The organism is Paenimyroides ceti (assembly GCF_030409925.1).
This window is the reverse complement of the sequence record NZ_JAUFQU010000001.1, coordinates 2,076,227-2,103,184: the sequence shown is the minus strand read 5'-3', so window position 1 is coordinate 2,103,184 and position 26,958 is coordinate 2,076,227. Positions and strand designations below refer to the sequence as shown.

Genomic DNA, 26,958 nt, shown 5'->3' with positions numbered 1-26,958 from the left:
TTAACCTAAAACTGATAACAATGAAAAAGAATATATTTAATTTTTTTAGCAAGGCAATTCCGATTGGAGTCTTTTTGTTAGGAGTGGGAACGTATACAGCTCATGCACAGACAAAAGTGTATGCAACCAATACTACGGGCAGTAATACGCACGTAGATACTCCAAACGAAGCACTCAATGGAAATGAAACATTTGCCAAATTAAACTCCTATGGAGGAGTTGCTGTAGGTATTGGTAGTTACACAGGAGATCTGACACTTAATTATACGACACCCATTCCTGCAGCTGATGAGTACTATCTCAGGCTAACTACCACAGGGAATAATTTGCTTGGTGGTTTATTAGGTGGTGGATTAGGACAATTACTCTCAACCGTTGTTGGAGGATTAGTATTAGGAAATCACTATATGCAGGTAGACGTATACAACACCAGTGTAAGTACTACAACACCTTTGTTGACTGCTTTGACCAATACTACCTATAGCAATACATTAGACAGAATGCGTATTGTACAGGATAAAGCAGGACATTATTATATGCGTATCAAATCCCCTTCTGCTTATAACAGAGTAGTACTAAAAGATGTAACCAATGCGGTACTTTTAGGGGTAAGCAATAGTACTAATGTGTACAATGGTTTCTATTTTACGGGTAGTACTAATTGTGTCGATATGATGACCTATTATGATGTAAGTAGCAACTTATTGACATTAGGCGTTGCCGGTCTGGGAACTACAGGTGTTACAAATGCTCAGAATGCTATTGATGACAGTACTACAACCGCCTCAAATATCAGCATGGGGGTTTTGTCTGTAGCAGGTAGTATTTCGCAATCTTTTATTTTACCAACAACAACTGCTAACACCAAAGATATTCAGGTGATGTTGCAGATGGCAAACCCGGCTCTATTAAGCGTTGGTGTTGCTGAAGGTGTTTTTATTGAAGCTTACAACAACGGAACTTTAGTGTCATCGCAACAGGTAAACAGTGCCTTTTTAGGAGCAGATTTGCTGGGATTGGTCAATCAGGGACAGAAAATACTGGTACGGTACAAACCAACCGGATCATATGATGAAGTGAAAATTACTGTTAAAGGTTTAGCCAATGTAGGTATAGCTAAAACAGTAGATATTTATGATGTTGCTATAGTAAATTCTCAACCAGATTTAAATCAGACAGTTTGTACAGTAAACGGAACATTTAATTTAAATACAATCATACCGGGCTATTCAGCGTCAAATACCTATAAGTACTATACGTATCAAGGGGCAGAGGTTACAACTCCGACCGCAGTAAAACCAGGTTCTTATTTAGTAAAAGGAGTTACTGCAACAGGATATTGTGCCAATCAGTATGTATATATTACCGCTACACAGACAAGCCAATATACCATCACAGGAAGAGCCAATCATACCGTAGCTCAGGGAGCAAGTTTTACATTTCCGCAGTATACCACAGATTTGCCTAATGTTACTGCTTCTAACATCAGAATTTATGATATTAATGGGGTTCAGGTAACCGGTCCGGTTACATTCCCGCAGCTTGGAACGTATTATTATACCGTAAGAGCGATTAATAATGCAGGAACCTGTGAAGTAGTGAAAAGGCTGACGGTATATGTATATGATCAGGCAACCTGTGGTTTCAGATATGAAAAATACCATGCCACCAATACAACAGATTGGGGGACTGTTTCCTTATTAGGAATTCCTCTTGGTGCTATAAGCGATCGGGCAAAAGCAGGTGACGGCGATCTGTCAACCTTTGCTACGATATCCAATATAGTATCTTTAGTCGGTATCGGTACTACTTATCAGGATTTGAAATTTGCAGCACCAGTAACAGCAGGTACACCGGTTACGATAAAAATAGGACAAACTTTCAGTCTCGCTCAGGTAATAGGTGGTATTACAGTGGTTGGTTTGGATGCCAGTGGAAATCCCATAGGTAATTTACAATCAGTTGGCGATGCTGCTTTGCTACATTTATTGGTAGGAGATAATGTGTTTGAATATACTTTCACACCTACTGCTGCTAATGGTTCGCAACCTGCCTATCAGGGGGTAAGAGTATTATTGGGAAGTGTTTTAGGTCTCGCTAATAATATGAATGTTTATGGAGCCTACATCAATAGAAATGTTCCGGTTCAGGACAATACCGGAAACTGTACAATTGATCCGAATGTTGTAGTAAATGGAGCAGTTATTCCAGGAAATACTCAAGCCACCTTAACCCTAAACAGTACGGCTCAGGATGTATTATGGGGCGTTCAGGACCCTGGACTGGGAGTGGCTACTTCATTATCATCGGTCTTATATCCTTATCAGGCAGTGGACAATAATCTGGATACCTATGCGGTGTTTAATACAGCGGTCTCCGTATTAAATAAACAAACGCTTACAGCAAAATTCAAACAGGTTGCAAGACCGGGCGATGAGGTTCGTATCATCATTGGCAGTGAAAACATTGGAATATTGAATCTTAATTTACTGGCTGATTTTAAAATTCAGCGTTACATGGGAAATGCTCCTGTGGGAGATCTGTTAACCAATCAGGATTTTGGTCTGGTTGACTTAAATGTCTTAGGTCTTTTGGGAAGCAATCCTTCAAGAAAAGCGATTATTGTATCAGCAATCGATGTACCATTTGATCGTGTAGAAATTAGTCATACAAAACTGGCTGCTGTACAATTGCTTGGAGAGTATACCTATATCTATGATGTAGCGGTAATACCAAATTTGGAGTTTGATAATATCATAAGTACAGGTGGTAGAGTGGATCTTTGTTTATCACAACCACTGGCTATCGAAAAATTAGATAATTGTACTGGCTATATAGTTTCATTTGCACACAAAGTGACAACAGGTGGAGTCGATAGCTATGTAGACATACCGGGTTCAACCTTAACAGTTATTTCTGATCAGAATGGAATTATCAGATATGCCTTGACACAAACTTATTCCAACTATGGAAATGCTCTCTATCTGAAAATTCAGTCAACACGTAGCGGATGTCTGTTTGGTGAAACGCAATATTTTAATGTAAAAGTTGAAGCTTGTGAATCTAAGACTATTGTAAATCCTATGATTAGAAGCCGAATGATTCATAATTAATAGCCAGAAACATGAAAAGAAAAAATATAAATATTCGAAAAGACCTTCTTTATGTTTCCATGTGCTGTATGGTGACGTATTCACTGTCGGCACAAGAAAATATTACCGTAAATAAAGGAGGACTCTATATAAAACCAAATACCGTTATTGCTACCTATTTTGACTTTTCCAACAAAGGTACAGGTAATGTAATCAACGACGGAGAGTTTTATTTCTATGGAGACTATAACAACGAAGGGCTGTTTAGTTTTACTACCAATCAGCGTACGGGTTATGTCGTTTTTGAAGGCAGCAACAAAACCATTCAAAGCATCAGCGGAGATTCTCCGAGTATGTTTTACGATGTGTTGTTCAATAAAGCTGGAGGTGCGTATTCCTTTGATCTTACCAATGACATCTCTTCTCAGGGTAAGGTTAACCTTCTTAACGGAGTAGTATTGATGAACAAAGAACAGGGAGGTGCCTTTATTTTCCTTAAAGGAGCCACTCATATCAATACTTCCGATAAAAGCCATGTAGACGGAGAAGTAAGTAAGCAAGGAAACGATAATTTCCGTTATCCAATCGGAAACGGTGGCTATTATCGTTATGCTCAAATATCGGCTCCTGCAGCAGAAGCCGATCACTATACAGGAGAATATTTTCTAAAAAACTCTAATCCTTTATATCCGCATACTAATAAAGCGCCGGGTATTGAACTCATCGATACTCAGGAATATTGGGCAGTAGAGCAGAAAGAAAATACTCAGGGATCAGTATTGCTTACCCTGTCATGGGATGAGCGTACCACCCCTTCAGCATTACTTGCCAATGAAGCCAAAGATCTGCGTATTGTACGCTGGGATGCTTCTCAAAACCTATGGGTAAATGAAGGAGGAATCATTAACAGAGCAGACAAGACGGTAACTACTCCTGCAGTAGTGAATGGCTTTGGTATCTTCACATTGGCTAAGCTTACCCCGGATATGGATACACCTACCGAAATCGTTATCTACAACGGTGTAACGCCAAACGGGGATGGTTCCAATGATTATTTCATTATCGACAACATCCAGCGTTATCCGAACAACAGTGTTCGTATATATAACCGCTGGGGTCGTGAGATCTTTAAGACCACTAACTACGATTCCAACGGAAACGTGTTCAGAGGGTATTCAGAAAACAGTGCCAACTTCAAAGACGGAGAAAAACTGCCAACGGGAACGTATTACTACATTTTGGAATACGAATATACCGATGCAGAAACTCCCCGTATGATCAAGAAAAGCGGCTTCCTTCATTTAGAAAACGACTAACCTGACAAGAACATCATGAAAAAAGTAACAATCAACCTACATCTTTGGCTCTTGTTAGGCTTGCTTTCCCTGAGCGGATTCGCGCAACAAGACCCACAGTTTACCCATTATATGTACAATACCACCAACATCAACCCTGCCTATGCCGGCAGCCGTGGTTCTTTGAGCATGTTTGGTCTGCACCGCAGCCAATGGGTAGGCCTTGACGGAGCTCCTACCACCAATGCATTTTCTGTAAACACCCCTTTACAGAACTCCAAACTGGGACTTGGAGTCTCTTTTATCAACGATAAAATCGGAGTGATGAGTGAAAACACTCTTGCAGTAGATTTGTCTTACACCCTTGATTTGGCCGGTCGCAACAACAACAAATTGTCTTTCGGTATCAAAGGATCAGCCAATCTGCTGGATGTAAGCTACAGCAAACTGAACCTTCACAATCCTACCGATCCGCAGTTTTCAGAAGACATCGCCAATGAATTCACTCCCAACATCGGAGCGGGTATCTATTACCACAATGATAAAAGTTATCTGGGATTCTCGGTACCGAACTTTTTGGAAACCAAACGCTATAATGACAATGTGCAATCTACCATGCGTACCAAAATGCACTATTATCTGATGGGAGGTTATGTATTTGACCTTAATCCGAGCTTGAAATTCAAACCAGCCTTTCTGGTAAAAGCAGTTGAAGGAGCTCCTGTACAGGTAGACCTTACTGCGAATTTCCTGATTCAGGACAAGCTGACCCTTGGAGCCGCCTACCGTTGGGATGCTGCCTTTAGTGGCCTCATAGGTTTTCAGGTTACCGATGGTCTTATGGTGGGGTATTCCTATGATGGAGAAACCACCAAACTGGCCAATTACAATTCAGGTTCCCATGAGATTTTTCTGCGTTTTGAACTGTTTAACAAATACAAACGAATCGTATCACCTCGATTCTTCTAAAGCGATCTTCTATGAAAAATATCTATAAAACGTTATCGCTTTGTCTCTTTGGTCTTCTGAGTCCGGTTGTTCTGGCTCAGCCCGGAGTAAAGAGAGCAGCGAAGGACTTTGATCAGTATGCGTATATTGATGCGATCAAAATCTATGAAAAAGTAGTCAAACGCGGTCACAGCAGTGCTCAAATCTATAGTGAACTGGGAGATGCGAACTATTTCAATGGTAACTATAACGAAGCAGCCCGCTGGTATGGCGAACTGTTTTCTCAGTATCCGGATCAGGTTACTCAGAGCGCTTACTATTACCGTTATGCGCAGAGTTTAAAGAGTACGGGAGCGGATGCATCAGCAGAGCAGTATCTGGAGCAGTTTGTGCAAAAGGCGGGAAGTGAATCAGCGTCTGCCGCTTTGATTCAAAAAGAGCGGGACTACAAAAAGGGCATTGAGAAAAACTCCGGCCGCTATACGATTGAAAACCTTTCCATCAACAGTCCTTATTCCGATTATGGTAGCAGTATTCACAATGGAAAACTGCTTTTTACCACGGCAAGAGATACGGGAAGTTTGTCTAAAAAAGTACACAGTTGGACGGATAAGGCATTTACAAGTATTTACAAAGCAGAGGTTGATACTGACGGATCTGTGACGGATGCCACTCGTTTTGACAAAGGCATCTGCAGCAAGTTCAATGAAGCGACACCTGTGGTTACCAAAGACGGGAAAACGATGTATTTTACCCGTAACAACTACAATGGTAAACGCGGATATGATGAGCATAAAACCACCTTACTGAAAATCTATAAAGCCACGTTTAGAGATGGTAAATGGGGTGATGTAGAAGAACTGCCTTTTAACAGTGATGCGTTCAACACGGCACATCCGGTGCTTAACGATAAAGAAGACATGATGTATTTTGCATCTGATCGTCCCGGAGGCTTCGGAGGGTCTGATATCTGGAAAGTAAGAATAGGTACAGGGAACGGATGGGGTACTCCTGAAAACTTAGGTCCTCATATCAATACCGAAGGCAGAGAGAACTTTCCTTTTGTAACAGCGAACGATGAACTGTACTTCAGCAGTGATGGTCGTCCCGGACTTGGAGGACTGGATGTGTTTGGAGTAAAAATCAAAGACGGCGGAGCATTTGGAGAAGTGATGAATGTAGGAACCCCGGTCAACAGTGCGTACGATGATTTTGCTTATATGATAGAGCAGAAGAGTCAGAAAGGTTTTTTCAGCAGCAACCGTCCCGGAGGTAAGGGCAGTGATGATATCTATGGCTTTACACAGACACGGGCACTGGAATTGGACTGTACCCAGCAACTCAGAGTACGGGTGATGGATGCAGCTACACAAGAAGTGATCACAACGGCTCTTGTGGACTTATACAGCAGTACATATAAGGAATATGGCAGCGGTAAAGCATCTCAAAACGGAGTGTACACCTTCACACATGAATTTGAATGCGGCATGTCATATCGTATAAAAGCGGCAGCTAAAGGGTATGTCACCAAAGAAGATTTGGTGGTATTACCACAAACTTCATCTGAGACGGTACACACCATTGCCTTGTCAAAAGAGAAAGTAAAGGTAGAAAAAGGAGATGATTTATTTAAAATCTTCAAATTAAACCCGATTTATTTTGATTTGAATAAACACGATATCCGTTCGGATGCAGCCATAGAACTTGCCAAGATTGTGGAAGTAATGAAAGAATATCCTCAGATGAAGATTGATGTACGTTCGCATACCGACAGCAGAGGTTCTGACAGTTACAACATGCAACTCTCACAACGCAGAGCACAGTCTACAGCAAACTGGATTGTATCTCAGGGCATCAGCAGAAACCGTATTACCTACAAAGGATATGGAGAAACGCAACTGATCAATTCCTGTGTAAACGGTGCCAAATGTACAGATGCTGAGCATGAAGAAAACAGAAGAAGTGAATTTATTGTTGTTGAGCTATAATTTCACTTTTTATGAGTGGCTCACATCCTTTTAAAAAAATACTTTCAGACAAAAATTTGCCAAAGGATTTGAAAACAAAATTGCTCAAAAGTATTGAAAAGCTAAAAAAGGATGCAAAACGGAAAAAGTAACACTTTAATAAAAAGAGATGGATTAAAAAAGTCCATCTCTTTATTTTTTTTATGCATTTAAAGAAGTAATTTTAGAAGTCTAAAAAATAAAAAAATGAACAAAAGAATTTTAATGCTTGTAGGTGATTTTGTGGAAGATTATGAAGTGATGGTTCCTTTTCAGGCAATGTTATCAATTGGTTTGGAAGTAGATGCTGTATGTCCGGGGAAAAAGAAAGGAGAAATAATTGCAACTGCCATTCATGATTTTGTAGGTTATCAGACCTATGCAGAACTCAGAGGACATAACTTTCAAATAAACAAAACTTTTGATGAAGTAAATCCGGAAGATTATGCTGGTTTATATGTCTGCGGAGGAAGGGCTCCTGAATACATTCGCCTGAACAATAAAGTATTGGAATTTACCCGGCATTTTTTTGAAACCAATAAACCTGTAGCAGCTATTTGTCATGGTATTCAGATTCTTACAGCAGCTGAAGTCGTTCAGGGAAGAACATTGACAGCTTATCCGGCTGTGGCACCGGAAATTAAACTTGCTGGTGGTACATATAAAGAAATCAATGCAGATGAAGCCTTCACAGATGGAAATCTTACAACATCTCCGGCATGGCCGGGTCATCCTGCCATTCTCAGAGAATTCTATAAATTGTTAGGAATAATCATTTCATAAAAAATCATGGAATACAACCTCTATCTGATGGATTGAGGTTTTTTTTATTTACAACATAATCGTATTTTAGCCTTAAATTTCTAAAAATGATTTCAAAAGAACAATTCGATACAGAACTGGAATTAATAATAAAAAATGCCATACGGGAAGATGTAGGGGAAGGAGATCATAGCTCATTGGCTTGTATTCCTGCTGATGCTATAGGAAAAGCAAAATTATTGGTAAAGGATGAAGGGATTTTGGCAGGAGTAGATTTTGCTAAAATGGTTTTTCAATATGTTGATCCGGAACTGACAATAGAAGTTTTAATGAAAGACGGTGAGCCGATACAATACGGAGATGTGGTCTTTTATGTAGAAGGTAAGTCGCAATCTATACTAAAAGCAGAACGGGTAGTGCTGAATGCTATGCAGCGAATGAGTGCCATTGCTACAAAAACCCATTATTACACAAAGTTGTTGGAAGGTACCAAAGCTAAAATATTAGATACGCGTAAAACAACTCCGGGAATCAGAGCTATTGAAAAATGGGCTGTAAAAATCGGAGGGGGAGAAAACCATCGTTTTGCATTGTATGATATGATCATGTTGAAAGATAATCATATTGATTTTGCAGGCGGTATTACACAGGCAATTAATAAGACCAAGCAATATCTAAAAGAGAAAAATAAAGATTTAAAAATTGTAGTTGAAGCAAGAAATTTAAAAGAAATTGAAGAAATTCTCAGCAATGACGGAGTCTATCAGATTTTAATAGATAATTTTAATTATGAAGACACCAAAAAAGCTGTACAGCTCATTAATGGTAAGTGTTTAGCCGAATCATCCGGAAATATTAACGAGAAAACAATTGCTCAATATGCACAATGTGGTGTAGATTTCATTTCATCAGGAGCATTGACGCATTCTGTATACAATTTAGATTTAAGTTTAAAAGCCGTTATATAATTTGTCTGAAAGCAAAGAAAATAAATTAGCAAAAATTCCAATAATAAACAAATTGGTTGCTTTTTCTAAAACCATAAAACTACCGGGTTTGGAAGGATTGAGTCTGTATGATTTGTTAGAACTCTATATCTATGGCATAGTTGAAGGGGCATTTTCATACAGAGCAGGATCCATTGCGTTTAGTTTTTTTATGGCTCTTTTTCCCTTTGCCTTGTTTATTCTGAATCTCATTCCGTATATACCTCTTGAAAACTTTCAGCAGGATTTTTTGACGTTTGTTGAAGAAAGTGTACCTCCTAATACATATGGAGCTATTGAACTTATACTGCTTGATATCATGAACAACAGTTATAAGAGTTTACTTTCTACCGGGGTTATCATGTCTATGATTTTGATGTCCAACGGCGTTAATGCTATTATTGGAGGTTTTACCTCTTCGTATCATATTACTATTTCACGCAATTTTTTCAGGCAGTATTTTGTAGCACTTGTTTTGTCTGTATTGCTATCTATTTTATTATTGTTGGCTGTGGCTGTCTTTTTATCGGTAGAAATTTTTATGCATGTTTCTGATTATCCTTTATTAGCCATCATCGGACGAAATATTTTTATGGTAATCATGATATTGGTTATTGTTTCTATTCTTTTCAAATTCGGAGCCAAAGAAACCAAAAAAATGGCTTTTATCTCGTATGGGTCTGTTTTTACGACTTTACTGATAGCACTAACCTCTTATGGATTCGGTATTTATGTTGTAAGATTTGCCAAATATAATGAGCTATATGGCTCAATTGGTACATTACTTGTTATCATGATCTATATATGGATTAATTGCATGATTCTGTTGTTAGGTTTTGAATTAAATGCAACCATTTATCAATTAAAAAGAAAAAAAACGTATATTAGTGATAAATAAATTAAGTTGTATGAAAAAAATTGCAGTTTTATTATTAGTCTTTTGTGCAACGCTTACAGCTTCAGCACAAAGTGTTACAGGAAAATGGAAAACTATTGATGATGAAACGGGAAAACCAAAATCGATAGTAGAAATTACTGAAAAAGATGGTAAAATTTATGGAAAAATCATTGAAATCCTTTCTGATAAAAAAGATGCCAAATGTGAGAAATGTCCTGGTTCTGACAAAGGAAAGCCGATAAAAGGACTTACAATTATTAAAGGTCTAAAAAAAGATGGTAATGAATGGTCATCAGGTAAAATTCTGGACCCGGTTTCAGGTAAAGAATATAAATGTGTAATCAAGCTCAACGGCTCTTCTAAATTAGATGTACGCGGATATTTAGGAATTCAGGCTTTAGGCAGAACACAAACGTGGGTGAGAATGTAATTCATTCCTGATCCTATACCAATTTATAGAATAACATCTCATTTATTTTGAGATGTTTTTTTATGATTAAACAGTATCTTTGTTATATGAAGTTTTTTATTGATGTAATTGTTCCGCTGGCAGTTTCCAATACTTTTACTTATGAAGTATCGGAAGCGGAATTTCAATTCATTCAGGTCGGTTTTCGGGTAGCCGTACCCTTTGGTAAAAATAAAATCTATACGGCGCTTACAGTCAAAAAACATCATGAAGCTCCAGCTTTATACCGCGCAAAGGAAATACATGAAATTATTGATATAACTCCGATTGTAACTTTAAGCCAGATAGAACACTGGCAGTGGATTGCCGATTATTATATGTGTCATCTCGGAGAAGTATACCGCGCAGCTTTTCCTTCCATCCTTCTTTTGGAAAGTGAAACACTTATCGTGTATAATCAGAATGCTACAATCCGCATTGAAAGTCTTTCGGATGAAGAATATTTACTCTATGAAGCATTTCAGAAACAAGCCGTTTTAAAAATAGATGAGATTGTCGGGATTCTAAATAAAAAAACCGTTTTTCCTGTTATTCAAAAATTGCTGGACAAACAGATCATCTCCTTAAATGAAGAAATCAAAGAAAGCTATAAACCTAAACTGACAAAATACATACGACTGCAGTCAAAATATGACGCTCCAGAAAAACTGAAATACATTATGGAAATGTTGTCCCGCTCTGAAAAGCAGCGGATGCTGGTATTGAGTTATTTTCAGTTAAAGGCCTTGGAAAATAAACCGGTTTCACTAAAAAAACTTTTAGAAAAAGCACAAGTGTCATCCGCTGTTCTAAAGAGCCTGACAGATAAAAATATCTTTGAAAGCTATACGCTGGCAGAAGATAGAGTGCGGTTTGAAGATGCGGTTGTTAAAGACATTCACTTAAATGAAGCACAGCAAGAATCTTTTAACGCCATTAAAGAGTCCTTTTCATCATTTGATGTGTCTCTTTTGCAAGGTGTTACTGCATCAGGAAAAACGGAGATATATATAAGGCTTATAGAAGAATATATAAAAAAAGAACAGCAGGTTTTATATTTGCTTCCGGAAATAGCACTTACCACTCAATTGGTACAAAGACTGGTTGCTTACTTTGGAAATCAGGTTGCGGTATATCATTCAAAATATTCACAAAATGAAAGGGTAGAGGTATGGCAACAGGTATTACAGCAATCGCCTAAAGCCAAAGTGATTATCGGGGCAAGGTCAGCAGTTTTTCTTCCCTTTTCAGATCTGAAATTTATAGTGATAGACGAGGAACATGAAGCTACCTATAAGCAACAGGATCCGGCTCCGAGGTATCATGCGCGGGATGCAGCCATTGTACTGGCTAAAATTCATGGAGCTAAAGTCTTGTTGGGTTCAGCAACACCAAGTCTGGAGAGTTATTATAATGCCTATCAGAATAAGTATGGTTTAATAAAGCTGACCAAGAGATATGGAAATGTAGTATTACCGGAAATTCTTTTAGTCGATCTAAAAGAAAAGTACAAGCGCAAAGAGATTAACGGACATTTTAGCAATATACTACTTGATGAAATGAATGAAGTATTAGCTAATGGAGAGCAGGTAATATTGTTTCAGAACCGCCGTGGTTTTTCACCGGTATTAGAATGCCTTACCTGTGGTAATGTACCACAATGTCCTTCTTGTGATGTAAGTCTGACGTATTATAAATTTAAAGATCAGCTCAAATGTCACTATTGTGGTTATACTATTGCTAAGCCAACGCATTGTCATGCATGTCATAGTATTGATATTACTACAAAAGGTTTTGGAACAGAGCAGATAGAGATAGAGTTAAGAACTTTATTTCCGGATAAAAATATTGCGCGTATGGATCAGGATACCATGCGGGGGAAATTTGCTTTTGAAAAAATACTTGATGCCTTAAAAAATCAGGAAATAGATATTTTAGTCGGAACTCAGATGCTTGCTAAAGGACTGCATTTTGACAAAGTCACACTGGTAGGTATTTTAAATGCTGACAATGCTTTGTACCATCCTGATTTCAGGGCTCATGAAAAAGCATTTCAGATGATGGTACAGGTTGCGGGCCGTGCCGGCAGAAAGGATACCAAAGGAAAAGTAGTCATACAGACCTATAATCCGTATCATAACACCATACAACAGGTAACTGCAAATGACTATCAGTCCATGTTTAAAGAGCAAATGTATGACAGGCTTAATTTTAAATATCCGCCTTTCTACAGGATTATAAGACTGCAACTTAAGCATGTTGATTATCAGAAATTAAAAGAAGGATCTTTCTGGCTGTATGATGTGTTGATAAAAGAGCTCAATGTCCCGGTTTTAGGGCCTGAGGAGCCAGCAATCAGCAGAATCAGGAATCAGTACATACGTACGATTTTGATTAAAATACCGATTAACATCCCTTTAGCAGCCACAAAGAAACAGCTGCAAAAAATGTTAAAAAGTTTTGAAGCCATTGCGATCTACCGTGCAATAAAGGTTACCATTAATGTGGATTATTATTAAGTTGTTTTTATTATATCGTTTTAATATAATCTGAAAAATATCTTTTTGGATTCACCCAAGATGAAAGATAGATGACAAAATTAGGAAACATCCATATTTAGTAATATTAAAAAAGAGAGTTCAAAATTTTGTATATATAATATAAAGTCTTATTTTTGCACCCAATTTTATAACAATAAAAATTTATTTAGTATGAATCATTATGAAACTGTTTTCATCTTGAATCCCGTTTTATCTGAAACTCAGATAAAGGAAACAGTAGTGAAATTCGAGGAATTTCTTACTTCTAGAGGGGCTCAAATGATATCGAAAGAAGATTGGGGCTTAAAAAAATTAGCTTACGAAATTCAAAACAAAAAAAGTGGTTTTTATCACTTATTTGAGTACACAGTACCTGGAGATGTTATTATTGGTCTTGAGACAGAATTCCGTCGTGACGAAAGAGTTATGCGTTTCTTGACAGTATCTTTAGACAAACATGCTGTATCTTGGGCAGAAAGAAGAAGAGAGAAATTAAAAACTAAAAAAGCTTAATTGTCATGGCAAATATTGAGCAATCTGCAAAAGGAAAAAAAGACGGAGATATCAGATATCTAACGCCTTTAAACATAGAAACTAACAAGACTAAAAAATATTGTCGTTTCAAAAAATCCGGAATCAAATACATCGATTATAAAGATCCGGACTTCTTATTAAAATTCGTAAATGAGCAAGGTAAAATTTTACCTCGCCGTTTAACAGGAACTTCTTTGAAATTCCAAAGAAAAGTTTCTGTAGCTGTTAAAAGAGCTCGTCATTTAGCGTTAATGCCATATGTGGCTGATTTATTAAAATAAAAAGGAGCAGAAACTATGGAACTTATTTTAAAACAAGACGTACAAAAATTAGGATTTAAAGATGATGTCGTTACTGTAAAACCAGGATACGGACGTAACTTTTTAATTCCTCAGGGGATTGCTGTTTTAGCAACACCTTCTGCTAAAAAAGTTTTAGCTGAAAACTTGAGACAAAGAGCTCATAAAGAAGCTAAATTAATCGCTGATGCAAATGTAACTGCTGAAGCATTAAAAGCTTTAGATATCAAAATCGCTGTAAAAGCAGGTGGAGAAAAATTATTTGGTTCTGTTACCAATGCCGATATTGCTGCTGCATTAGAAGCAAACGGACAAGCTATTGATAAAAAATTCATCACTTCAGGTACTATCAAACGTGTAGGTAAATATACTGCTAACGTTCGTTTACACCGTGAAGTATATGTTGAGTTACCGTACGAAGTTGTTGCAGCTGAGTAATTAATTCAACAAGCAAATAAATTAAAAGTCCTTTCAACTGAAAGGACTTTTTTATTTTCTATTCTTTTCTAAATGTAGTAAATTCGCTTTAAACATTATTTTAATGAAGTATTCAAGACTAACAAAAGAACAATTTGAAGAGTTGCATGTAGAGTTCACCAACTTTTTGGCTTCTCAGCAAATTGATAAAGCGGAATGGGATGTTTTAAAAACTCAGAAACCTGAATTAGCAGAACAGGAATTAGACATTTTTTCTGATTTGGTATGGGAAGGTGTTTTACAGACCGCTAAATATCTGGAACATTTTTCTAAAAGCCATATTTTCCTCTTCCAGTTTGATGATAACAACATAGATACTATTGTCATAAAGGCATTGGATAATACAGTTGATTTCTTAAATAAAGATGGCTTACAGTGGCTTTCTGACCATATTTTTACCGATCAGGTAGAAATTAAACGAGGTAATAAAAAATTTGGCGCAGACCGAAATGCAGAATTATTTGAAATTATTGAGCAGGGAGGAATTTTAAGCCAGGGAGAATTGTATAATCAGATAAACGAAATTTTAAATCAATAATAAGTTTGTATGGATGTTTTACAGCAGATAACCGATCTGAGAAAGGAGCTAAACGAGCATAATTATAATTACTATGTTTTGGATAATCCTACCATCAGCGATTTAGAGTTTGATAAAAAACTGAAACAATTACAAGATCTGGAAGTAAAACATCCTGAATATTTTGATGAAGATTCGCCTACTCAAAGGGTGGGAGGAGCTGTTACGAAGAATTTTGAAACAGTAGTTCATCAAAACAGAATGTATTCTCTGGAAAATTCTTATTCCAAACAAGACGTTCTGGACTGGGAGCAGCGCTTACAGCGGGTATTGGGCAATGTACCATTGCAGTATACCTGTGAGCTGAAGTATGATGGTGCTTCTATCAGTATAACCTATGAAAGGGGAAAACTGGTCAGAGCGGTAACCCGTGGTGATGGTTTTCAGGGAGATGATGTCACGGCTAATATCAAGACCATTAAATCAGTACCGGTTCGTTTAAAAGGAAATTACCCGGAAAAATTTGAGATCAGGGGAGAAATTATACTGCCTTTTTCAGGTTTTGAAAAAATGAATCAGGAGCTTATAGAAATAGGAGAAACGCCCTATTCTAATCCTCGTAATACTGCTTCAGGAAGTCTAAAGCTGCAAGACAGTAGTCTCGTAGCTAAACGTCCATTAGTCTGTTTATTATACAATATTGTAGGCGCTAATGATATTTTGAAAAATCAGTTCAATGCTTTACAAAAAGCCCGCGAATTTGGATTTAAAGTTCCTGAGCAATCTATATTGGCTACTTCTATGGAAGAAGTATTTGCATTTATTGATTTTTGGGATACGGAACGATTTACACTTCCTTATGAGACAGATGGCGTTGTTATCAAGGTAAATGATTTTTATCAGCAGGAAGAATTGGGTTATACAGCAAAAAATCCGCGTTGGGCAATTGCCTATAAATTTAAAACCGAACAGGCAGAAACAAAACTCCTCGATATTACGTATCAGGTTGGACGTACGGGAGCCATTACTCCAGTAGCAAATTTAGAGCCGGTTCAACTCGCAGGAACAATTGTAAAAAGAGCTTCCTTACACAATGCAGACCAAATTCAAAAACTGGATATAAGAGTAGGAGATCAGGTATATGTAGAAAAAGGAGGAGAAATCATTCCTAAAATAGTAGGTGTTGATCTCTCACAGCGGTCTTCGTCGTCTGAACCTACGCACTATATAGAAAATTGCCCTGAATGTGGAACTGCGTTAGTTCGAAAAGAAGGGGAAGCACAACATTACTGTCCTAATTTTTATGGCTGTCCACCACAGATTATTGGAAGAGTGCAGCACTATATAAGCCGTAAAGCAATGGATATTGATGGGCTGGGAGGTGAGACGGTTGCTTTATTATACAACAACGGTCTACTTCAGAATTATGCTGATCTGTATGAATTGAAAAAAGAACAGATTGTTCCTTTGGAACGTATGGCTGAAAAATCGGCCACTAATCTCATAAAAGGAATTGAAGCTTCTAAAAATATTCCTTTTGAAAGAGTATTGTATGCTTTAGGAATTCGTTTTGTAGGAGAAACAGTGGCAAAAAAACTGGCCGCTCATTATAAATCCATTGAAAATTTACAATTAGCCACTTACGAAGAGTTAGTTATGGTAGATGAGATTGGAGGCAAAATAGCGGAGAGTTTAAGGCTGTTTTTTCAAAATGAAGAGAATCAACGCATAATTGAACGATTGAAAAATTATGGCATACAATTAGCAAGTATAGAAAAAGAGCGTACGCAGGTGTCAAACCGGTTTGAGGGACAGACTTTTGTTATTTCAGGCGTTTTTTCTCATTTTACAAGAGATGGTTTAAAGCAGACTATTGAAGATCACGGAGGTAAAATAGCAAGCTCTATTTCTTCAAAAACGCATGTAGTAGTGGCTGGAGAAAATATGGGACCGGCAAAACTGGAAAAAGCTACAAAACTTGGAATTAAAATCTGGACTGAAGCGGACTTTATCAAACAGCTTGAAAATAATGAAGGATAATAAAAAATAGGGAGGCAATTGCCTCCCTGTTTTTATTTACCTGAATGAATATTAAAAGCAATAGCTGTTTTCCTGAATTACTTTTTCTGCAATAGTTTCTCTCAGAGTGACTACGTTTGGCATATTGTCATATTTCGTGAAACGTCGTAATCCCATAAGCATCATGCGTTGCTCATCTCCTTCAGCAAAAGAAGCAATGCCTTCTTTTCCTTTTTGAGAAATGATATCTACTGCGTGGTATAAATACAGACGTGCCATTGCAATCTGAACTTTTGCAGCCTCTTCTCCGATAGATTTAGCTAATTTTTCAGTTCTTAGGATACCGGATTCTGCCATGTATATTTCAATAAGCATGTCAGATGCAGCCATTAACAGCTGTTGATGCTGGTCTAATTCGGTTCCGTATTTTTGTACGGCAGAACCAGCCACCATTAAAAACGCTTTTTTCAGTTTTGCAATAAGCGCTTTTTCCTCTGCAAATAATTCTGAATAATCTGGTGTTTCAAAATCAGGAATACCCATTAATTCATTGGCAACTGCCATAGCAGGGCCTAATAAATCTACATGCCCTTTCATTGCCTTTTTTACCAGCATACCTACAGAAAGCATACGATTGATCTCGTTGGTTCCTTCATAAATTCTTGAAATTCGCGCATCCCGCCATGCAGATTCCATAGGAGTGTCTTCAGAAAATCCCATACCTCCGAAAATCTGGATTCCTTCATCACTACAAGCCTGTACATCTTCAGAAACGGCTACCTTAAGTATGGAACATTCGATAGCAAATTCTTCTACTCCTTTCAATTCGGCATCCTGATGTGAGTTTCCATCAGCCAATCGGGCATTTATTCTCTTTTCAATATCTCCCGCTGCGCGATAAGAAGCTGATTCTCCGATATAGGCATTGGTAGCCATTTCTGCCAGTTTGGAACGGATGGCTCCAAAGTTTGCAATTGGTGTTTTGAACTGAATACGTTCATTGGCATACTTGACCGAATTGGTGATGAGTCTTCGTTGCGAGTCTAAACACGCAGCAGCCAGTTTAATCCGTCCTACATTTAACGCATTCATGGCAATTTTAAACCCCTCTCCACGTCCGGCAAGCATATTCTCTACAGGTACTACAGTGTCGTTGAAAAACACCTGTCTTGTAGAACTCGCACGTATACCGAGTTTATGTTCTTCTTCTCCAAGAGTAATACCGTTCGGGTTGTTATGGTCATATTCCACAATAAATCCGGTAATATTTTTATCATCTTCGATACGTGCAAATACAATCATAAGATTACAGAAGCCAGCATTGGAAATCCACATTTTCTGTCCGTTGATTTTATATGCCTTTCCATCAGCGGTCAGTTCTGCTTTAGTTTTACCGGAATTGGCATCAGAACCCGCTCCTGGTTCTGTAAGGCAATAAGCTCCGAACCACTCACCTGAAGCGAGTTTAGGAACATATTTTTGCTTTTGCTCTTCATTTCCATACAGGGTGATAGGCATAGTACCAATTCCTGTATGTGCTCCAAAAGCAGTGGAAAATGAACCCGTTGCTCCCGAGATATAATCGCAGGTAAGCATAGTTGAAACAAAGCCCATTCCAAGTCCACCATAAGCTTCCGGCACCGCTACGCCAAGAAAACCAAGCTCTCCGGCCTTGCGCATCACTTCTTCTGTCAGAGCATAATCTTTTTTCTCAAAACGTTCTTTATTCGGCCATATTTCACGGTCTACAAATTCTTTTACAGAATCACGCATCATTTTTTGTTCTTCCGAGAAATCTTCCGGTGTAAAAATATTTTCAGCTAAAGTTTCTTTTACTAAAAATTGACCTCCTCTTGTTATATTTTCCATATTATGCAGTTTGTTTAGGTTGTTAAAACAGAAACTTTATAATAAGCTTTTATTGTTTTAAAGTCCTGTTTTAACGTTTGTTGGTTAAAAAGCAATTTTACTACTCTGTTTTTTATTTGTTTGTTGTTTTCTGTATTGTAATAGAATATCAACTTTTTATAAAAGTTCAAATATTCCCGCGCTGCCCTGACCGGTTCCTACACACATCGTTACCATACCGTATTTATTGTTACGTCGTTTCATTTCATCTAACAACTGAACCGTAAGTTTGGCGCCTGTACAGCCCAATGGATGTCCTAATGCAATAGCACCGCCATTGACATTAATAATTTCAGGATTCAGTTTTAGCTCACGGATAACCGCTAATGATTGTGATGAAAAGGCCTCGTTCAATTCAATCAGTTCAATATCGTTTTGTCCTAATCCGGCCTGCGCTAATGCTTTTGGAATTGCTTTAACGGGACCTATTCCCATAATTCTTGGCTCAACACCTGCTGATGCAAAGGTTACAAGACGTGCTATTGGCTCAAGATTGAGCTCTTTTACCATTTCTTCTGACATAACCAATACAAAGGCAGCACCGTCTGACATCTGAGATGAATTACCGGCTGTTACCGAACCATCGGCAGCAAATACCGGTTTTAAACGTGCCAGTGCTTCTAAACTGGTTTCGGCTCTTGGTCCTTCATCTTTTGTAACGGTATATTGCTTTGTTTCTTTTTTTCCGTTTTCATTTACAAAAGTTTGTTCTACAGTTATTGGAACTATCTGTTGGTCAAATTTACCTTCAGCCTGAGCTTTCAAAGCCTTTTTATGCGAGTTAAATGCAAATTCATCCTGATCTTCACGAGAAACGTTAAATTGTTTTGCTACTGCTTCTGCTGTTAATCCCATTCCCCAGTAATAATCTTCGTGACCGGCAGCTGCAATTTTATAATCAGGTGTAGGCTTATAACCACCCATAGGTATGAAACTCATACTTTCTGCACCTCCGGCAATAATACATTGCGCCATTCCCGATTGTATTTTAGCCGTGGCCATACCAATTGTTTCAAGACCGGAAGCACAATATCTGTTGACGGTAACTCCTGGAACATCTGTGATTTTTAATCCCATCAGCGAAATTAAGCGGCCCATATTCAAGCCCTGTTCGGCTTCCGGCATTGCATTTCCTACCATGACATCATCAATACGGGTTTTGTCTAACTGAGGAATTTCTTTCATGAGAAACTCAATTGTTTCCGCAGCTAATTCGTCCGGTCTTTTGAAGCGAAAAACGCCTTTTGGGGCTTTTCCAACCGCTGTTCTGTATCCTTTTACTATATAGGCTGTTTTCATTGTTCTCTTTAATTTTAAATTATAAATTTTGAAGAGCAGATAGTAGAGCTGCTTTCAATCTTTAAAAAAAGTTAGTTTCTTAGTGGTTTTCCTTTTGTCAGCATAAACTGAATACGCTCCAGCGTTTTCTTTTCTGCACACAGAGAAAGAAAAGCTTCTCTTTCCAGATCCAGTAAATATTGCTCGGTTACAAAAGTCGGTTCTGAAAGATCACCACCAGCCATCACATAAGCAAGCTTATTGGCAATTTTCCGATCGTGTTCAGAAATATATTTTCCAGCCTGCATACTGTCGGTTCCCACCAAGAACATTCCCAATGCCTGTTTACCTAAAACCTTTACATCTTTCCGTTTCGAGGGTTGTGTATATCCGGCTTCAGCGAGTAATAACGCCTGTTTTTTTGCTTCTGCAATCTGTCTGTCTTTATTGACAACTACAATATCTTTTCCGGGTTGTAAAATACCCAGATCATAAGCTTCATACGCAGAAGTCGATACTTTTGCCATTCCCACTGTTAAAAAATATTCCTGTAAAACATTGAGTTCTACATCGTTTTTTCTAAAAGTATCAGAAGCTCTCAAAGCCATCTCTTTAGAGCCACCGCCTCCAGGAATTACACCAACACCAAACTCTACTAAACCTATGTAGGTTTCTGCAGCAGCTACTACTTTATCGGCATGCATACTCATTTCGCATCCGCCGCCTAAAGTCATTCCGTGCGGAGCTACTACAACAGGAATTCCTGAATATCGGACACGCATCATGGTGTCCTGAAATTGTTTTATGGCAAAATTGAGTTCATCATATTCCTGCTCAACTGCCATCATAAAAATCATAGCAAGATTGGCTCCTACAGAGAAATTAGCGGCCTGATTTCCTATGACAAGTCCCTGAAAATCTTTTTCAGCAAGTTCAATCCCTTTATTGATACCTTGTAGCACACCACTGCCTATGGTATTCATTTTGGAATGAAATTCTAAATTAACAATTCCATCTCCGAGATCAATGAGAGTGGCATCTGAATTTCCCCATACTTTCTTACTTTCCCGAATATTATTTAAGATAATAAATGCGTCCTGACCCGGAATTTTTTTATAAGATTTTGAAGGAATGTCATAATAATAAGTAGCTCCGTCTTTTACAGTATAAAAAGAATTCTTTCCGGAAGAAAGCATTTCCTGTACCCAGTCCGCAGGTTGTTGTCCCGCTTCTTTTATCAATTCGAGAGCATTTTCGATTCCAATGGCATCCCATATTTCAAAAGGACCATTTTCCCATCCGAAACCAGCTTTCATTGCATCGTCTATTTTATAGAGATCATCAGTTATTTCAGGGATACGGTTGGAAACATAGGCAAACAGATCTGCAAAAGATTTTCTGTAAAATTCTCCGGCTTTATCTTTCCCCTTTATCAGTACTTTAAAGCGGTCAATAGGTTTTTCGATAGTTTTAGTCAGTTCTAGAGTACTGAAAGAGGTTTTTTTCTGAGCACGGTATTCGAGCGTGTCTAAATCTAATGCTAAAATATCTTTATCAACCTTTTTATAAAAGCCTTGTTTAGTTTTGCTTCCCAGCCACTTATTATCCATCATTTTATTGATGAAATCAGGAAGTTTAAAAAGATCATGAGCTTCGTCTTCCGGACAGTTTTCGTACAGTCCGTTTGCAACATGTACCAGCGTATCAAGCCCTACAACATCTACAGTACGGAATGTGGCTGACTTTGGACGACCAATAACCGGACCAGTTAGTTTATCTACTTCTTCAATAGTAAGTCCCATTTCTTTAACCAAGTGGAATAAACTCATAATACCAAAGATTCCGATACGGTTTCCAATAAAAGCAGGAGTATCTTTTGCAACAACCGAAGTTTTGCCTAAAAATTTTGATCCATATTCATTTAAAAACGAAAGTACTTCAGGAGACGTCTTAGGTCCCGGGATAATTTCAAACAATTTTAAATACCGTACAGGGTTAAAAAAGTGAGTACCACAAAAATGTTTTTGGAAATCTTCACTGCGTCCTTCACTCATGAAATGGATAGGAATTCCGGATGTATTTGACGTAATGAGAGTTCCGGGCTTTCTGAATTTTTCAATCTGTTCATACACGGCTTTTTTGATATCGAGACGCTCAACGACTACTTCAATAATCCAATCAACATCCTTTATTTTTTCCAGATCATCTGTTGTATTCCCTGTCGTAATTCTATTGGCAAACTTTTGATGATATATGGGAGAAGGACTTGATTTTAAGGCTGCTGTAAGGTTATCGTTAACCAATCTGTTGCGAACAGATTTATTCTCGATTGTCAATCCCTTTTTTTGTTCCGCCTCATTGGGTTCTTTCGGGATAATATCGAGAAGTAAAACTTCAACCCCTATGTTGGCGAAGTGGCTTGCAATACCGGATCCCATAATTCCGGAACCGATGACGGCTACTTTTTTGATAATTCTTTTCATATTCTATAGGTTGTTTAATCTTTTTTAAATATTTTCTTTTCACTAATGAGTTCCTGAATGATGTCTGAAACTTCAATGAAATTTTTTAATTGCTCTTCTGTGATATGTTGCAGAACAGAATTATTAAATTTAAGAACCGTCTCTTTTGATAATTCTCTCTTCTCTTTTCCTAATTTTGTAAGATAAATATTTACCCCTCTTCCGTCTTTAGGATTTTTCCTTCGTTCAATCAGACCTTTTTCTTCCATCGAACGCAAAGTTCTTGTCAGACTTGTGGGTTCCATTCCCATGTTAGGCCCTAAAGCTGTTGATGGCGTGCCTTTTTGTTTATCGATGCTTAAAAGAGCATATCCCAACGCCATGGTGGCACCATACTTTGAAGCCTCTTCATTATACATTCTTGAAACTGCCTGCCAGGTAGATTTCAGGATATAATCAATGGTTTTATCTTTCATAAACTTTTATTGATGTATCTCAAAGATAAAAAAAAATTAGTATGCATGCATAATAATTGATTGTTAAATTTATTCTTTTCTTATTACTATCTAATTTACAAATAAAAAAAGACTTTTTGTAATGAAATGATTTTTAATGTATTATAAAATAATTATAAGAAGATTACCACTATATTAAAAGTTTGGCAAAGCTTTTGAAATGCCGAAAGTATATAAATGATAAAAAATAAAAAATTATGAAAAACTGTATTTTAACTATGACATTGCTATTAAGTATAACTGTAGGTTTTGCTCAGGATGGCGTTAATAATAATCGTGAAGGGATCACAATTTCCGGAAACCTGAGTGCTTCTGAACCGGGTATGTTGGGAGTAAGTATGGAATGGGAAAATGCATTTATGAATCACAAAAGAAATGGTTCTTCTTTGATTAATATATCGGCTACAGGATTGAAATATAAAGACGGTCCGATCAATGTTGACGGTACTGGTTTTGCCATTGAACTGGGAAGACGGACTTATTTTAAAAAAGGTACTTATTCCGGATTCTACAGTCAGTCATTTCTGACCTATTCCAGTACAAGTTTCAATGAGAATACTCCTATAGGGAAATTTGACGGAAAGTATAGTTACTGGAGTTTAATAAACGGAGATTTAGGATATAAGATAAACATCGGTAAAAGTTTTAGTATAGATCCTTCAATAGGTTTTAACTGGAAATGGGAGGTAAAAGGTAAAGGCGATGTAGATAACAAACAGTTTGATAATTTTGTCTTCAGGGCAGGTATTAAAGCCGGATACAGATTTTAAGATAATCAAAAGGTTGTTCATCACTGAACAACCTTTTTTTATTTTTTATAGATTTTGTCGTATAGTTTCTGATATTTAGCAAGTATTACTTTGCGTTTCAATTTCAGAGTCGGTGTAAGTTCTGTACCTTCAATAGACCATATTTCAGGTGTGAGTTCAAATTTTTTGATTTGTTCCCAATTTCCAAACTTTTTATTGATTTCATTGACTTCTTCCTGAATACGTTCGATTACGAGATTGTTTTTTACAACTTCATCATAGGAGAATCCAAGATTAACACCTTTTCTGTTGGCCCATTCTTTAAGGAATTCAAAATTAGGCTGTATGAGTGCTGCGGGCATTCTTTCTCCTTCTCCAATTACCATAATCTGCTCAATAAAACGAGATTGCTTCATGGCATTTTCTATGATTTGCGGAGCAACATATTTACCTCCTGATGTTTTAAACATTTCCTTTTTGCGATCGGTTATCTTTAAAAAGCCCTGTGTATCAATTTCTCCAATATCACCGGTATGAAAATATCCGTCTATATAGGCCTCAGCTGTTTTTTCTTGTTCTTTATAATATCCTTGTGCAATACTCGGACCTTTGCATAAAATTTCACCGTCATCGGCTATTTTTACTTCTATATTATGCAATATTTTTCCAACAGTTCCAATCTTCCAGCCGTGATTTCTCTGATCATTTACTGCAATAACCGGTGATGTTTCGGTAAGTCCGTAACCTTCCATAACGGGAATTCCTGCTGCACCAAATACTCTTGCCAGGCGTGGTTGAAGAGGGGCAGACCCCGATACTAAAAGCTTGAGATTACCGCCGAGTGCAGCGTGCCATTTGCTGAATATTAATTTTCTGGCTATTTTTAGTTTAAATTCATACCAACCGCCATTGGCACCATAAGGCTCAAATTTATGCCCCAATTTAAGTGCCCAAAAGAAAAGTGTTTTCTTAATGCCGGATAATTCGGTTCCTTTATGATAAATTTTGTCATATACTTTTTCTAACACTCTTGGTACGACCGTCATTACATCCGGTTTTACTTCCTGTAAATTGTCACTTATTTTTTCAATTGACTCTGCAAAGTGTATAGAAACACCTAAATACTGATAGAGGTATAGAATCATTCGTTCAAAAATATGGCAACATGGTAAAAAACTCAGACTGATATATTTGCCTTTCTCAAAAGGTACTCTGGGTTCACTTCCTAAAATATTGGATACAATGTTTTCATGGGTGAGTAAAACTCCTTTAGGTCTTCCGGTAGTTCCTGAAGTGTAGATGATAGAAGCCAGTTCTTTAGGATCTATGTAATATTTAATTTGTTCTATTTCCTGTTGGTTTCTTGCTTCGTATCCGGCCTCAAGTATTTTTTTCCAGTTAGCGCAACCCGGAATTTCATCAAATGAAAAAATACCGCGCAATTTTGGAATATTAAATTTAATGCTATCCAGTTTTGCTAATATTTCTTTATCAGAAACAAATACATAAGTACTTTCAGAATGTTTAATGATGTATTCGTAATCTTCAGCTGAAATAGTCGGATATATGGGAACAGTTACAGCCCCGATTTGAAGAGCCCCGATATCAAGTATATGCCACTCTGTTCTGTTTGCGGAAGTGATCACAGCTATTTTATCTCCTTTTCTTATTCCCATGGCATGGAGAGCTCTGGAGACCGCATTTGCTTTATCAATGTATTCATCCGTAGAAGTAGCAACCCACTGATTACCATATTTAGTTACAAAAGACTTCTTTAGCGGATAATTTTTCTGCTGATAGTAAGGAATATCGAATAATCTTAAAATAGTACTCATAGATTTGATGTTTGTTTGATAAAGCGCATTGCAAAATAAAGATATTTTATGAAAAATAATGCTATTTTATGAAAATTGCAAGTTTATTATAAATGCTATAAGGAAAATTATTAGTTTGAAGATTATTTTTTTTTCATAAAAATTAAGTTTTTTTTTGTAAAAATCCTTTAATTCCATAAGTTTGGATTTGATATTGCAGAATAAAGGAATGAGCTGTTCAAAATTTCTCTACCAAACCTCTTGTTTTATCCGGCTATTCTCACTTTTTTGCAGTCAAATAACTTACTACTACTAAATATTACTAATTATGGCATTATTCAGAATTTCAGGAATTTGGACAGATTCCAACAAATTGATTACTCACTATGGGTTTCATACGGTAGATGTTGAAAAAAATACCGCAACCCGTTTAGAAAAAATCTCTAAAGCAGAAGCTATTTTACTTTTGGGAATAAAAGAAAACAGAGCTACGACCTGGATCTGGGATTACAATGTATCTGCTTGGATTGTAGGGGAAGAGGTTGAATTGGTCACTACCACAGAAGGAAGCTATTTGCGTTCTAATGCAGAACGAAATGAAACCAATAATTTAGCACATCTCATAGATTATGACTGGATCAGACGCTAAGTAAGACGTTGGAAAAAAGGATAGTATTTAAAACTTAAATGGAATATAATTGAACAGTAAATTTTGTACTATTGACTATTTAAAAGAAGGCTCGTTAAAGCAAAAGAGGGCATATCAGGTATTGACCGAAAATAATATTATGGAAATACTGAATGCCTATGATCCCATACTCACGGGTACCATACCCATTGCTGTTGATATTGACAGCAGTGATCTGGATATTATCTGCTGTTTTCAGCATGCAGCCTATTTTGAAGAAATACTGTATAAAAATTTTTCAAAATATAATGGATTTACAATTCGGAACAGAAAAACCGATATTGCAGAAACCGTTATTTGCTCTTTTTATACGGAGCATTTTGAAATAGAAATTTTTGGACAGACTATCCCTACAATGAAGCAGAATGCCTACCGGCATTTGCTTGTTGAGCAGCGTATTTTAGAGCAAAAAGGTGAAGCATTCAGGCAAAAGGTAATCTACTTAAAAAAGCAGGGCTATAAAACAGAGCCGGCATTTTGCTTACTTCTTGGTTTGACAGGTGATCCTTATGAGGCATTACTGAAGTATTCTTAATAAAAAAGACATTTCTGAAATTAAAAATGTAACTTGTAGAAAGACAAAAAATAATATTATATTGTTTTTACGGGTATAATAAACCCTTGTTTTAGTAGTTATATAATTGATATTTATTACTTGATTTTTCCCTAACTCATCGGGTTATAGCAAGAAATAGATGTTTTTTAAACATAATTTGTCTTTAA

The 26,958-nt window shown here is 37.1% G+C and carries 23 protein-coding genes; 17 read left to right on the top strand and 6 right to left on the bottom strand.

Translation table 11 applies throughout. The annotated features are described in order from the left end of the window. Nucleotides 1-20 precede the first annotated feature (20 nt). The 14 genes from QW060_RS10445 to ligA all read left to right on the top strand — a co-directional run bounded on the left by QW060_RS10445 (nt 21) and on the right by ligA (nt 16,842). A complete protein-coding gene (locus QW060_RS10445; protein ID WP_290363524.1) occupies nt 21-3,113 on the top strand; it encodes a hypothetical protein in 3,093 nt (1,030 codons plus the stop codon). An 11-nt stretch (nt 3,114-3,124) separates the two neighbouring features. Beyond that, entirely contained in the window at nt 3,125-4,408 is a 1,284-nt protein-coding gene (locus QW060_RS10440; protein ID WP_290363523.1) for a gliding motility-associated C-terminal domain-containing protein, read from the top strand. A 15-nt stretch (nt 4,409-4,423) separates the two neighbouring features. Next, entirely contained in the window at nt 4,424-5,356 is a 933-nt protein-coding gene (locus QW060_RS10435; RefSeq protein ID WP_290363522.1) for a PorP/SprF family type IX secretion system membrane protein, read from the top strand. Nucleotides 5,357-5,367: 11 nt separating this feature from the next. Beyond that, nucleotides 5,368-7,323: an OmpA family protein gene (locus QW060_RS10430; RefSeq protein ID WP_290363521.1), complete on the top strand. Its 1,956-nt coding sequence runs from the start codon at nt 5,368-5,370 to the stop codon at nt 7,321-7,323. A gap of 225 nt (nt 7,324-7,548) precedes the next feature. Continuing rightward, complete coding sequence (locus tag QW060_RS10425; RefSeq protein WP_290363520.1) at nt 7,549-8,124, top strand: DJ-1/PfpI family protein; 576 nt, start codon at nt 7,549-7,551, stop codon at nt 8,122-8,124. An 86-nt stretch (nt 8,125-8,210) separates the two neighbouring features. Further along, the gene (gene nadC / locus QW060_RS10420; protein WP_290363519.1) at nt 8,211-9,071 is read left to right on the top strand and encodes a carboxylating nicotinate-nucleotide diphosphorylase; all 861 of its coding nucleotides are present in this window, start codon (nt 8,211-8,213) and stop codon (nt 9,069-9,071) included. A 1-nt stretch (nt 9,072) separates the two neighbouring features. Then, nucleotides 9,073-9,987: a YihY/virulence factor BrkB family protein gene (locus tag QW060_RS10415; protein ID WP_290363518.1), complete on the top strand. Its 915-nt coding sequence runs from the start codon at nt 9,073-9,075 to the stop codon at nt 9,985-9,987. A 10-nt stretch (nt 9,988-9,997) separates the two neighbouring features. Next, the gene (locus QW060_RS10410) at nt 9,998-10,417 is read left to right on the top strand and encodes a DUF2147 domain-containing protein (RefSeq protein WP_290363517.1); all 420 of its coding nucleotides are present in this window, start codon (nt 9,998-10,000) and stop codon (nt 10,415-10,417) included. A gap of 86 nt (nt 10,418-10,503) precedes the next feature. Next, the gene (priA, locus tag QW060_RS10405; protein ID WP_290363516.1) at nt 10,504-12,954 is read left to right on the top strand and encodes a replication restart helicase PriA; all 2,451 of its coding nucleotides are present in this window, start codon (nt 10,504-10,506) and stop codon (nt 12,952-12,954) included. A gap of 192 nt (nt 12,955-13,146) precedes the next feature. Continuing rightward, nucleotides 13,147-13,488, top strand: coding sequence for a 30S ribosomal protein S6 (gene rpsF / locus QW060_RS10400; RefSeq protein ID WP_290363515.1), 342 nt, complete (start codon nt 13,147-13,149; stop codon nt 13,486-13,488). 5 nt (nt 13,489-13,493) lie between these two features. Next, nucleotides 13,494-13,790: a 30S ribosomal protein S18 gene (rpsR, locus tag QW060_RS10395; protein WP_290363514.1), complete on the top strand. Its 297-nt coding sequence runs from the start codon at nt 13,494-13,496 to the stop codon at nt 13,788-13,790. Between the two features lie 15 nt (nt 13,791-13,805). Beyond that, nucleotides 13,806-14,246: a 50S ribosomal protein L9 gene (gene rplI / locus QW060_RS10390; protein ID WP_290363513.1), complete on the top strand. Its 441-nt coding sequence runs from the start codon at nt 13,806-13,808 to the stop codon at nt 14,244-14,246. A 103-nt stretch (nt 14,247-14,349) separates the two neighbouring features. Continuing rightward, nucleotides 14,350-14,823 carry a DUF6495 family protein gene (locus tag QW060_RS10385; RefSeq protein ID WP_290363512.1) on the top strand — a complete coding sequence of 158 codons (474 nt, stop codon included), beginning with the start codon at nt 14,350-14,352 and terminating at the stop codon, nt 14,821-14,823. 9 nt (nt 14,824-14,832) lie between these two features. Further along, entirely contained in the window at nt 14,833-16,842 is a 2,010-nt protein-coding gene (gene ligA, locus QW060_RS10380) for an NAD-dependent DNA ligase LigA (RefSeq protein ID WP_290363511.1), read from the top strand. Nucleotides 16,843-16,893: 51 nt separating this feature from the next. On the opposite strand, the gene QW060_RS10375 is transcribed toward ligA, so the two are convergent. The 5 genes from QW060_RS10375 to QW060_RS10355 form a co-directional block, all read right to left on the bottom strand. Then, a complete protein-coding gene (locus QW060_RS10375) occupies nt 16,894-18,690 on the bottom strand; it encodes an acyl-CoA dehydrogenase family protein (RefSeq protein WP_290363510.1) in 1,797 nt (598 codons plus the stop codon). Nucleotides 18,691-18,704: 14 nt separating this feature from the next. Continuing rightward, the gene (locus QW060_RS10370; protein WP_290363509.1) at nt 18,705-18,842 is read right to left on the bottom strand and encodes a hypothetical protein; all 138 of its coding nucleotides are present in this window, start codon (nt 18,840-18,842) and stop codon (nt 18,705-18,707) included. A gap of 4 nt (nt 18,843-18,846) precedes the next feature. Beyond that, on the bottom strand, nt 18,847-20,028 hold the full coding sequence (locus QW060_RS10365; protein WP_290363508.1) for an acetyl-CoA C-acyltransferase: 1,182 nt from the start codon (nt 20,026-20,028) through the stop codon (nt 18,847-18,849). A 71-nt stretch (nt 20,029-20,099) separates the two neighbouring features. Beyond that, on the bottom strand, nt 20,100-22,490 hold the full coding sequence (locus QW060_RS10360; protein WP_290363507.1) for a 3-hydroxyacyl-CoA dehydrogenase/enoyl-CoA hydratase family protein: 2,391 nt from the start codon (nt 22,488-22,490) through the stop codon (nt 20,100-20,102). Between the two features lie 14 nt (nt 22,491-22,504). Beyond that, nucleotides 22,505-22,945: a MarR family winged helix-turn-helix transcriptional regulator gene (locus QW060_RS10355; protein WP_290363506.1), complete on the bottom strand. Its 441-nt coding sequence runs from the start codon at nt 22,943-22,945 to the stop codon at nt 22,505-22,507. Between the two features lie 236 nt (nt 22,946-23,181). Between QW060_RS10355 and QW060_RS10350 the strand changes: the two genes are divergently transcribed. Next, nucleotides 23,182-23,754, top strand: coding sequence for a hypothetical protein (locus QW060_RS10350; protein WP_290363505.1), 573 nt, complete (start codon nt 23,182-23,184; stop codon nt 23,752-23,754). 38 nt (nt 23,755-23,792) lie between these two features. Here QW060_RS10350 and QW060_RS10345 read toward each other — a convergent pair whose 3' ends face one another. After that, nucleotides 23,793-25,568, bottom strand: coding sequence for an AMP-dependent synthetase/ligase (locus tag QW060_RS10345; protein WP_290363504.1), 1,776 nt, complete (start codon nt 25,566-25,568; stop codon nt 23,793-23,795). Between the two features lie 307 nt (nt 25,569-25,875). Between QW060_RS10345 and QW060_RS10340 the strand changes: the two genes are divergently transcribed. Next, nucleotides 25,876-26,196, top strand: a complete 321-nt coding sequence (locus QW060_RS10340; RefSeq protein ID WP_290363503.1) for a DUF3892 domain-containing protein — start codon at nt 25,876-25,878, stop codon at nt 26,194-26,196. 49 nt (nt 26,197-26,245) lie between these two features. Beyond that, complete coding sequence (locus tag QW060_RS10335; RefSeq protein WP_290363502.1) at nt 26,246-26,770, top strand: DUF4269 domain-containing protein; 525 nt, start codon at nt 26,246-26,248, stop codon at nt 26,768-26,770. Nucleotides 26,771-26,958: the final 188 nt, after the last annotated feature.